The organism is Actinomadura rubrisoli (genome assembly GCF_004349215.1).
Taxonomy (GTDB): domain Bacteria; phylum Actinomycetota; class Actinomycetes; order Streptosporangiales; family Streptosporangiaceae; genus Spirillospora; species Spirillospora rubrisoli.
This window is the reverse complement of the sequence record NZ_SMKU01000360.1, coordinates 1-9,564: the sequence shown is the minus strand read 5'-3', so window position 1 is coordinate 9,564 and position 9,564 is coordinate 1. Positions and strand designations below refer to the sequence as shown.

The 9,564-nt window shown below is 69.3% G+C and carries 9 protein-coding genes; 4 read left to right on the top strand and 5 right to left on the bottom strand.

From position 1 onward, the window contains the following. Positions 1-338 precede the first annotated feature (338 nt). Positions 339-614: a hypothetical protein gene (locus E1298_RS39415; RefSeq protein ID WP_131902485.1), complete on the bottom strand. Its 276-nt coding sequence runs from the start codon at positions 612-614 to the stop codon at positions 339-341. Between the two features lie 711 nt (positions 615-1,325). Between E1298_RS39415 and E1298_RS39410 the strand changes: the two genes are divergently transcribed. Continuing rightward, complete coding sequence (locus E1298_RS39410) at positions 1,326-1,763, top strand: hypothetical protein (RefSeq protein WP_131902484.1); 438 nt, start codon at positions 1,326-1,328, stop codon at positions 1,761-1,763. A gap of 822 nt (positions 1,764-2,585) precedes the next feature. On the opposite strand, the gene E1298_RS39405 is transcribed toward E1298_RS39410, so the two are convergent. Genes E1298_RS39405 through E1298_RS39395 form a run of 3 tightly spaced genes read right to left on the bottom strand, consistent with a single transcriptional unit; the run spans position 2,586 to position 5,737 of the window. Then, positions 2,586-3,683 carry a winged helix DNA-binding domain-containing protein gene (locus E1298_RS39405; RefSeq protein ID WP_131902483.1) on the bottom strand — a complete coding sequence of 366 codons (1,098 nt, stop codon included), beginning with the start codon at positions 3,681-3,683 and terminating at the stop codon, positions 2,586-2,588. A gap of 12 nt (positions 3,684-3,695) precedes the next feature. After that, complete coding sequence (locus E1298_RS39400) at positions 3,696-4,808, bottom strand: serine hydrolase domain-containing protein (RefSeq protein WP_131902482.1); 1,113 nt, start codon at positions 4,806-4,808, stop codon at positions 3,696-3,698. Then, on the bottom strand, positions 4,805-5,737 hold the full coding sequence (locus tag E1298_RS39395; protein WP_207945108.1) for a LysR family transcriptional regulator: 933 nt from the start codon (positions 5,735-5,737) through the stop codon (positions 4,805-4,807). Before E1298_RS39395 ends, E1298_RS39400 begins: the two co-directional genes overlap by 4 nt. A 171-nt stretch (positions 5,738-5,908) precedes the next feature. On the opposite strand from E1298_RS39395, the gene E1298_RS39390 reads away from it, so the two are divergent. The 3 genes from E1298_RS39390 to E1298_RS39380 all read left to right on the top strand — a co-directional run bounded on the left by E1298_RS39390 (position 5,909) and on the right by E1298_RS39380 (position 8,868). Then, complete coding sequence (locus tag E1298_RS39390) at positions 5,909-7,417, top strand: MFS transporter (RefSeq protein ID WP_207945107.1); 1,509 nt, start codon at positions 5,909-5,911, stop codon at positions 7,415-7,417. An 85-nt stretch (positions 7,418-7,502) separates the two neighbouring features. Continuing rightward, positions 7,503-8,267 carry a siderophore-interacting protein gene (locus E1298_RS39385; protein ID WP_207945106.1) on the top strand — a complete coding sequence of 255 codons (765 nt, stop codon included), beginning with the start codon at positions 7,503-7,505 and terminating at the stop codon, positions 8,265-8,267. 145 nt (positions 8,268-8,412) lie between these two features. Continuing rightward, entirely contained in the window at positions 8,413-8,868 is a 456-nt protein-coding gene (locus E1298_RS39380) for a hypothetical protein (protein ID WP_131902481.1), read from the top strand. 310 nt (positions 8,869-9,178) lie between these two features. Here E1298_RS39380 and E1298_RS48785 read toward each other — a convergent pair. Continuing rightward, positions 9,179-9,564 (bottom strand): TIGR03943 family putative permease subunit (locus tag E1298_RS48785; RefSeq protein WP_481726148.1); only part of this gene is annotated, 386 nt, incomplete at its 5' end.

Below are 9,564 nucleotides of genomic sequence, written 5' to 3'. Positions count from 1 at the left end.
ACGCCACCCGGGCCCGGTGACAACACCCCCCGGATCATGCTTGCGACAGGGGGCTTGAATCATGCCGGACCGGGTGACCTGGCTCCCACCAACCAGCGGTCGGTGGGACGTGAAAAAGGTAACGGGGGCTGGTGGCGAGCGTGTTCGTGGCCGCCGTCGGGTGCACCTGGCGTCACCTGCATCCGGTGTTCGGAGCGTCCGGTCAGACGGTACGTCGCCGCTTCACCGAGTAGGGCGCCGCACGCGTGCGGGCTAGGAGGCACCAAGTGATCTTGGTTGGGGAACTGTTGTTGGGCCCGTTAAGGGAATTGGCTGGGCGGCTTGGAGTTCGCTGTGCCTTACGCGGTGCCGCGCGCGTCGTCGCCGCGCATTTCCTCGACTACGACGCTTTGGTAGGCCCGGGAGGTGTCGGGCACGTAGCTGAGGCGGGCCAGGGCCTTGCCGTCGTGGTCCCTGATCTCGAAGTGATAGCCCTCGCCGGCATCTCCGACGTGGGCGACGGCCTGGTCGTGCCGGAGCCTGCACATCGTGTCGACCTTCTCGAGTGCGACCTTCAGGCTGCCCGCATCGCTGATGAGCCGCGCGGGCTCACTCGTCTCCCAGATCTCGAACATGTCGCGTCCTGTCGGCGGTCGGTCGGAAGGAACGGGCGGGTCATTCCAGACGTCGGAGACAGCTTGAACCGATTTGGTGGATCTTTCAATCAGCACAGGTCTCGGATTGATCACTATTCGAAGTTATGCACGCTCACAGCGTCATAGAAGCACGTAACGGCGGCGGATGCCTCCCCTGTGCGAGGTTGTGTTGGTAGGGGCGGTGGCACGGAACCGAATGTCATTCGGTGGGCTGGGTGGACTATCCGTCGGTGTCTCATCGTCCGCGATCACGCCTGTGGGGTAGGGATGGCGTCCGCCGTCATCGGGGGACAGCCGTACGGTCGGCTATGCGGTGCTTGGCGAACGGTACAGCAGTGTGGCGTAGGTGATCGTCTGAGCGGGGCTCGTGAGTGGCGTGCGTCGGTAGGAACGCGGCCGAGTTCTTCGATTTGCTCTCTGGCGTGGCCAAGCTCGGTGGTGGCGTGGTGGCGGTCAAGTGGCGCCTGATGTCGGCCGAGATCACCTTGGCCGTCGCTGACGGTCGTGGACGCCCGAACTGCCTGGACAGGTCATTCTCGCTGGGTAGGGGCGTGAGGAGTAGCTCGCGGGGGACCCTGGTTCTGCCGGTTGGTCCGGCGACATTGTGGTCCTGCTCTAGAGACGTTCGGGACGTCCGGCGTCCTCACGGGTGCCTCGCTTAACGACGCCGACTTCGGGGTGGGCTAGCGGATGGCCGGGTTGCAGGAGGGTGCTCGTCTGCGGTATCGACTGCTGTCGCGCTGGTCGACGCTTTCGGGCGCGGACGGATCGCCAATGCGTTCATCGTCTTGGCTGTGCCGAAATCCCGGGAGCGGCCGGACGTGGCTATTCGGTGCTCCGGGCGGCACGTCCGGCCTGACGTCCGAGGGACTGTGGGGCGCGCTCGGCCCCTTTAAGGCCCCGGTCTTCCAGCTCTACGGGATGACGGAGACCACTGAGGTCGAAGCGGAGGGCCATGTCCTCGCGCGCCTGATGCGCTCGGCGGGTCGTCCGTACGAGTGGGCCGACGTGGAGATCACGGAACCGGGTGGTGGGGTCGGGCGGCCGCCGGGTGTGTTCTGTGGGGTACGGATCCGTTCCTCGCATAACACAAAGGACGTGATCGTCGCCGGTGCCGAGAACGTGTAGCCGATCGAGGTCTAGGGGTCCTCGCGGTCCATCTCGTCATCGCCGATGTCGCGGTCTCGGTGTCTCGGACGTGTGTTGGGGAGAGGCCATCAAAGACGTCGTCGTGCGCGCCCCGGCGTCGTGCTGAATGCGGTGAGCGCTTACGCCCGCCGTAACGGCCAGTTCTGCTCTGCCACACCGGGCCGGCTCTAACCGCCCGGCGGGCGCGAGTTTGGCGTCAGCGTGGACCATGAGGGCCTCCAGGACGAGATGTGCACGTGTTGTGGTGACACACCTCGCCAGGAGGGTCCTCGCTCATTTCGAGCCCATCAAGCCGTGTCGCCGTCATCAACGTCCATGGTCAGTACACCTGGCGGCGGGGCGGTTTCAAGTGCGTGTGGTTGGCGACTTCCTGGGCGCGCTGCTGCGAGATCCTCAAGGAGGATCTGTGCGCCTTGTTCTGGGAGGGTCTAGGTCGCACTGTCGAATGGTTCTTCTTCGTCTGGTCTTGCTTCGTCGTGCTCTGCTCCGTTCTGCGGCGCCTCCTGTGCTTGCCGTGGCGAGATGTCCTCGTGGTGTCAATGCCTGTGATACCCCAGAGCTTGGCACGTGCGGGAAGTCGTTTCGCTGCCTCTGGGGTGCGGTGAGAGCGGCCAGCGTTTCGTCCAGAGGGTGGTCGGGCGTTTGACGGCATCGTGCTCAAACTTGCGTGGTCTCGTTGAGCAGTCGGGTTGCGCTCTTCTTGGAGTTGTGGTCGAACTCCGCAGGGTTTCCGCCGTCGCCGTACACAAGGCGGTGCTTTTTGGTGCGAGAGGGAACTCAGGCTGCAGGGTGGGGGTTTGGTTAGGGGATATCTGTGACGGTTACGGCGGTTTGTTTGGCGTTGGGTTCGGTGAAGTGCAGGAGGGACTCGGCCTCGGTGGTGAGGGCGTCTAGAGCGGAGGGAGAAAGGGGCTCGAAGGGGTGGAGGCGGAGGGTGGCGATCTTGCGTTTGTATTCGAGTTCCCAGGTGCCGTGTGCGAAGCCGTCCCAGAGGAAGACGGCGCGGACGCGGAGGTTCTTTGTGGTGAGTGATGGGCGGTGGGCGTCGGCGATGATGCGTCTGCGGTCGGCGTGGGCCAGGACGAGGTTGTCGAATTCGGGTAGGAAGCGTGCGGGGGCCGGGACGTCTTCGTCCGGACGCGGGGCGTCGGGTAGGTCGAACAGTTCGCGGCCCTTGTCGTCGGCGAACACGCGGAGTCTGGGGCGTAGGCGGTCGAAGACCTCGCCGAGCGCGGGCAGGCCCGACCATGTCTGGGCGTCGGCGGGGGATGCCGGGCCGAACGCTGCCAGGTAGCGAAGGATCAGTTCGTCGAGTGCGGGGGACGTGGGGGCGGTGCCCAGCCACGTGTCGGCCAAGGTGAACTCGGAGGTGCGGGGGAAGGCCCATCGGTCTTGCGTCGGGACCATCACCAGCGGGACGCACATCCGCACGGTGTAGCCCAAGGCTCGGTCGTTGACGTTCGGGAACCGGTCTTGCAGGAGTGTTCGCACCTCGTTGAAGGTGCGGGGTTTCTCTTCGAGCAGTGCGCGTGCGGCCGGGACGATCTGCTTCAGATCGAGGCCGTCCGCGCGGTCGCCTAGGACGCGCATCGCGTTGTTCAGCATCGGCTGCATCGTCGTGCGGAACGCGGTGTAGTCGGCGGCGGTCATCAGGTGGAGGGTGGCGCGCATCATGGTTGCCCGGACGAGTGACCGGTCGTGTATTGCCGTGTATAGGGAGGACGTCTGGAAGCCGTCCAGGCGGGTCCATAGGCCGAGGAAGGGCGGTTTGGGTTCCTGGGCCTGCATGCCGCACAGCCGTGCCACGGCGTCGGCGACCGGGATCGCCTCGCGTGCGAGGAGGAGTTGGCGTGCCAGCGTGGCCCTGTTGAGGGCCTGGACGCTGAGGGTTTCCACCATGCTGATCGCCTTTCAGAGGCAGGCGTAGACCGCGTCCACCAGGGCCCGGTTCCTGGGGTTCTGCCAGCGCGGGCCCATCTCGTTCATGACGTAGCCGAAGGCCATCCCTGTGTCAGGATCGCAGAAGCCCAGCGATCCGCCCGCGCCGAAGTGGCCGAACGAGCGGGGGTTGGGGCCGAGCGGACGTTCTGGCTGGGTGAGCTGGAAGCCGAGCCCGAAGCGGGACGGGCGGCCGAGCACCAGGTCGTGTCCGGAGACCTGTTCGGTGGTCGCGGCCGTGAGGATGTCCGGGGCGATGATGTGGTGTCCGCCGGCGGCGAGGGCCGTGTAGACGCGGGCGACGCCGCGGGCGGTGCCGTGCCCGTTGGTGGACGGCAGTTCCGCCTCACGCCAGGCGCGTGTGTTGATGACGCCCATGCCCGATAGGCCGCCCGGGTTGAAGTAGGCGTTGTAGGTCATGAGCTGGGAGCCGGATAGGTCCATGGAACGGTCGTCTTCGGGAGGGGGCTCGTCCCAGGCGAATTCGGCCACGCGGTGGTGTTCGGTGGCGGGAAGCCCGATGTGCACGTCCGCGCCCAGGGGGCCGGATATTTCTTCGCGCAGCAGCGTTCCGATGGTGTGTCCGGTGGCGCGGCGCACGACTTCGCCGATGAGGAACCCGAAGGTGTTGACGTGGTAACCGTGCCCGTGTCCTGGACGCCACCAGGGTTCCTGTTCGGTCAGCGCCTTGGCCATCACCGAACGGTCGAACATCGCGCCCGGGGGGAGGCGGTCGCGCAAGGCTGGGAGACCGGCCTGGTGGGTCAGGAGGTGCCGGACGGTCACTTCCTCCTTGCCGAAGCCGGGCCAGTAGCGGCTGACGGGGGCGTCCACGTCGAGACGTCCGTCGGCCATGAGGCGGGCTGTGACGAGCGCGGTGAGGCCCTTGCCGACGGAGAAGAAGTTCACCAACGTGTCGCGCGTCCAGGGCCGGTCAGGGGCCGCTGTGCCGCCCCACAGGTCGACGACGGTGCGGCCGTCCACGGTGACGCATACCGCGGCGCCGTGTTCGCCCCGCAGGGCGAAGTTGTCGGCGAACGCCTCCTGCACCGCGGCGAAGCGAGGGTCGCAGGTGCCGTCGATCATGTGCCCTCCGTTCCCGAACGGGATTCTAGCGGATCGACGATGTCGTCCAGCACCTCGCGGACGCAGCGCCGCAGCCACGCGTGGGCCGGGTCGGCGTCGTAGCGGGTGTGCCATCCCATGGACAGGTGCAGGGGAGGCGGTTCGAACGGCACCGGTACCTGGACCAGGCCGAGGCGGTCCACCAGGCGGCGGTGGAGCCGTTCGGCGGCGAAGCCCATCAGGTCGGTCTCCTGGACGATGAGCAGGACGGTGCTGACAGTCGGCACCGTCCCGGCCAGCCGCCGTGAGCGGCCCCTGTCGGCGAGAATCTCGTCCAAGGGGCCGGACAAACGGCCGCGCCTGGTGTTGACGAGCTGGATCGCGCCTGCCCACTCGTCCAGCGTCACCTGACGGCCCGCCAGGGGGTGCCCTGGCCGGACCACCGAGATGAAGCGGTCCTCCAGGAGCGGTTCGGTCCTGGTCTCCGGGTGCTCGTCGATGACGCCGATCTCCAGGTCGACCGTGTCGCGCCGCAGGAGATGGGTGTCGCGCGGGCCCTCGCCGAGGAACCGCAGGGTCAGCTCTGGTGCCTCGCGTGCGACGCGCTCCAGGAGGGGCCCGGCGAGGACGGCGACCGTGCCCTCCTCGGCCTGGAGGGTGAAGCTCCCGGTCAGCTCGGACGGGTCCAGGTCGTCGGCGGAGAACAAGGCCCGCGCGCGCTCTACGAGCTCATGGACCTCCGCGCGTATGGCAAGCGCGCGCGGCGTCGGCACCATGTTCCGGCCCGAACGGACGAGCACGGGATCGCCCAGTGCCTTGCGGATCCGTCCGAGCGTCCGGCTCATCGCGGGACCGGACAGGTGCAGGCGCTCGGCCGCGCCCGTGACACTGCCCTCGTCCAGGAGGACGTCCAGCGCGACGAGCAGGTTCAGATCCATTCCGGATTGCACCGAACGCACCCCTCATCTGCAAAAGATGCATTTGAAAGCAAGTCACGCCCAGCCTACGTTGGAGAGCACGGAGGCGGCGCGCGGCCTCGGATATCCCCCCTCCGTTCCTTCCGCCCACGCGGCATGACGTGCCGACGTGCGCTCCCCGAAACGACTCCTGAGGAAATCCCCATGACGATCGATGCAGTCCAGGGCTCCGCGCCGCCGGACTCCGGCCGCGCCCCCGCGCGCTGGATGACGCCGCTGATGTCGGCCTGTGTGGTCCTGGTGGTGGCCATGGTCGCCGCGATCAACCTGTCCATTCCCAAGCTGTCGGCGAGCTCGCTGAGCCCCTCGTCCACGGAGCTGCTGTGGATCGTCGACTCCTATGTCCTGGTGTTCGGCTGCCTGCTGATTCCCGCCGGGGCGCTCGGCGACCGGTACGGGCGCAAGGGCGCGCTGATGGCGGGGCTCGGGGTCTTCGCCGCCGGATGCCTGGTGTCGGCCGCGGCGCCCAGCGTCGCCGTCCTGCTGGCAGGACGGCTCGTGACGGGAGCCGCCGCGGCGCTGATCATGCCCGCGACCCTGTCGCTGCTCCTCCAGGCGACCGAGCCCGCGAAACGGGCCACCGCCATCGCCACGTGGACGGCCGCCACCGGGATCGCGGGCGCCGTCGGCAACCTCGGCGGGGGAGCGGTGCTGGAGTGGCTGCCCTGGCAGGGCCTGTTCCTGGCCGGCGCGCCTCTCGCCGCCCTCCTGGCGGCCCTGGTCGCGCGGCTGGCCCCGCGCGGCGAGCGGCATCCCGCCGACCTCGACCTGCTGGGCGCCGGGCTGCTCACGGCCGCCCTGTTCGCGCTGCTGTTCGGGATCATCGAGGGGCCCGGGCGCGGCTGGACGTCCGCGCAGGTGCTCGGCGGGTTCGCCTGCGCGGTGGTGCTGCTGGCCGCCTTCGTCGCGCACGCCCTGCGCGCCGCGCACCCGCTGCTCGACCCGCGCGTGTTCGCGATCGCCCGGCTCCGCAGCGGCGTGCTGGGCCTGGGGCTGGCGTTCTTCGGCCTGTTCGCGCTGTTCTTCGTCAACGCCCAGTACCTGCAGTACGCCAAGGGCTACTCGCCGCTGCTCACCGGCGTCGCGATCGCGCCGCTCGTCGTCGGCATGGTCATCATGTCCAAGCGGAGCATCGGGCTGGCGCGGCGGTTCGGGACCCGGCCCGTGGTCGCCGTGGGGCTGCTGACGCTCGGCGTCGGGCTCGGCCTGCTGTCATTCGCGGACGCCTCCACGCCGTACTGGCTCTACGCCCTGGCCCTGGTCGTGATGTCGCTCGGCATGGGCCTGTGCACGCCGGCGCTGTCGGTCGGGGTCATGGCGTCGCTCCCGTCCGCGCGCGCTGGGCTCGGCTCCGGGCTGAACGGTGCCGCGCGGGAGATCGGCAGTGCGCTCGGTGTCGCCGTCCTCGGGACGATCCTTACAGACCAGTTCGCGGACGGGCTTCCCAAGGCTCTCGCAGGGCATGCGCACTCGGCGGGTGAGGCGCTGTCGGCCGTGGACGCCATGGGCGGTGGGGCGGCCGTGCACGCGCAGGTCATCGGGGCCTTCACCGACGCGATGTCCGCGGGTTACCGGGTGGTCGCGGTCGTCGTGTGCGTCGCCGCGCTTCTGGTCTCCCTGGGCCTGCCGGGGCGCGACCGGTCGTCCGAATAGCCGGATTCCCTGGAAGCGCGGCAAGTAGAGATATATCGTGTTGTCCGGTCAATCGAGATATGTCGTGTCAAGGCGAGGGGTGACGGTGTCCGTGGAACAGAGCGCGCCCGCCCGGGGCGTCCGGGGAAGGTTGCTCGACCTGATGTTCGTCCGGGGCCGCGTCGAGGACGTCCGGCCCGCGCCAGGGCGGATGCGGTGGATCCGCGTCGGCGGTGTGCCCGGCCTCGACTGGACGCCCGGCCAGCAGGTCCGCGTCCACGTGGCGGACATCACCGCCGCCCGGACGTGGGTGAGCGGCGCCTTCATGAACGCGCTGCGGACCTACTCGGTATGGGACTACGACGCGTCCTCCGGCGTCATGGAGCTGTGCGTCATGGACCACGAGGGGGACGGGCCGGGCGCGCGATGGGCCAGGACCGTCCGTCCGGGCGAGGGGGTCGTCTTCGGAAAGCCCGAGGGGCCGTTCGCCCTGCGGCCCGCCGCGTACCACCTCTTCGCGGGGGAGGAGACGGCGGCGGTCCCGTTCGGGGCCATGCTCCGCGCGGCCGGGGAGGACGAGGCCGTGCACGGGGTGATCGAGACCGCCAGGCCCGAGGACCGGCTGCCGCTTCCGCGCGCCGGGGAGCTGACCTGGTGCCATCGCGGGGACGCGCCGGCCGCGTCGTCCGCGGTGCTGGTGGACGCGATGCGCGGCCTCGACCTTCCGGACGAACCGGGCGTCGCCTACGTGGCCGGAGAGGCGCGCACCGTGCAGGCCGTCCGCGCCCACCTGATGCGCGAGCGGGGCTGGCCGCGCAAGTCCGTGCTGGTCAAGCCGTTCTGGACGCCCGGCAAGCGCGGCATGGAGTGATCCTCAACGAGCGGGAACGTCCGGGGTTACGGGATGATTTTCTTGAAATGCACGTGCATCAGCCCTTGCACCTGCACGCTATTCCTAGCAGGATTGCCCCGGACCCCCGCACGTGAACTCCCCGGAGATCGCGATGACCGCACACTTGAGCGACAGTGACCGACAGGCGCTGCGGCTGGCCCAGGATCTCCGAGAGGAGATCCGGGCGGCACTACCGCAGCTCGCAGCCGCCCCCTCGGTCTCCCCCTTCGTCGACCAGGGCGGGACGCCCAGCGTCCTGCTCCGGATGGACGCCGACACCGCCCGCGCGCTCATGGCCGTCCTGGCCGAGCGGCGCGCGGAACGGGCGTCCCCGTCCCCGGAGCCGCGCCGGGCCGACGGCTCGCACGTGCCGCCCTCGGCACAGCCACCACCGCCCACGGCGCAGGCCGCCGTGACGACGGGACCCATGGTGGCCGCGGTCTCTCCGTTCGGAGAGCCGGGGTACGGAGAGCCGGGATACGCGGAGTCCCCGTTCATCGAGCCGCCCGCTGGCGCGCCGACGTTCCCGGGTGGCACCGGCCCGACGCCGCTGGTTCCATCGGTCTACCCGATCCGCTGACCACGCGCTCGGTCCGCCGGTACCCGGAACGTCTCGGACCCGGACGGCCGCGCGCCTTTCCAACACCTGTTCCAGCGCCTGTCAGCAGGCCCGCTCGGCATGCCTGCTGTCCGGCGGGCGCTGCTGCCTTCAGGTGGGTTCTTCCTCGTGAGCCCCATCGGCAGGTCCCGATCGGCGGGCTCCTGCTGGTTCGCTCATCCGGCAGAGCTCGTCCGGGCTGATCTCGTCCGGTCTCATCCGGTGGATCTCATCCGGTCTCGTTAGATCTGATCCGGTCTCGTCCGGTTTGTCGCCGTTCCCGTGTCAGGGGTCACTCGTAGGGGTTGCGGGGCTTGGCGACGCGCCTCACCGCGCTGCCGCGCAGCTCGTGCACGCCCGTCTCGACCTTGCCCGACGCCGGTGGCCGCCACGTGCCGTCGACCTGGACCCAGGTGTCGGCGGGCGGCCTCGGCAGGCCGCGGACGATCACCGGGAACGGGATCGCGTCGCCCGCGCAGCACGCCATCTTCAGCCGCGTCACCTGCCATCCCCCGTCCTTGCGCGGCGTCACGAAGCCCGTGAGCCGCACCGGGACGCCCGTCAGCGACGCGGCATCGCCCGTCTGGGCCTCGTAGGACCGTCCGATGAACTCGCCCATCGTCATGGGGACGGGAGCGCCCGTGCGGGGCAGCGCGCCGAAGCCCTGGGCGGGAGGGG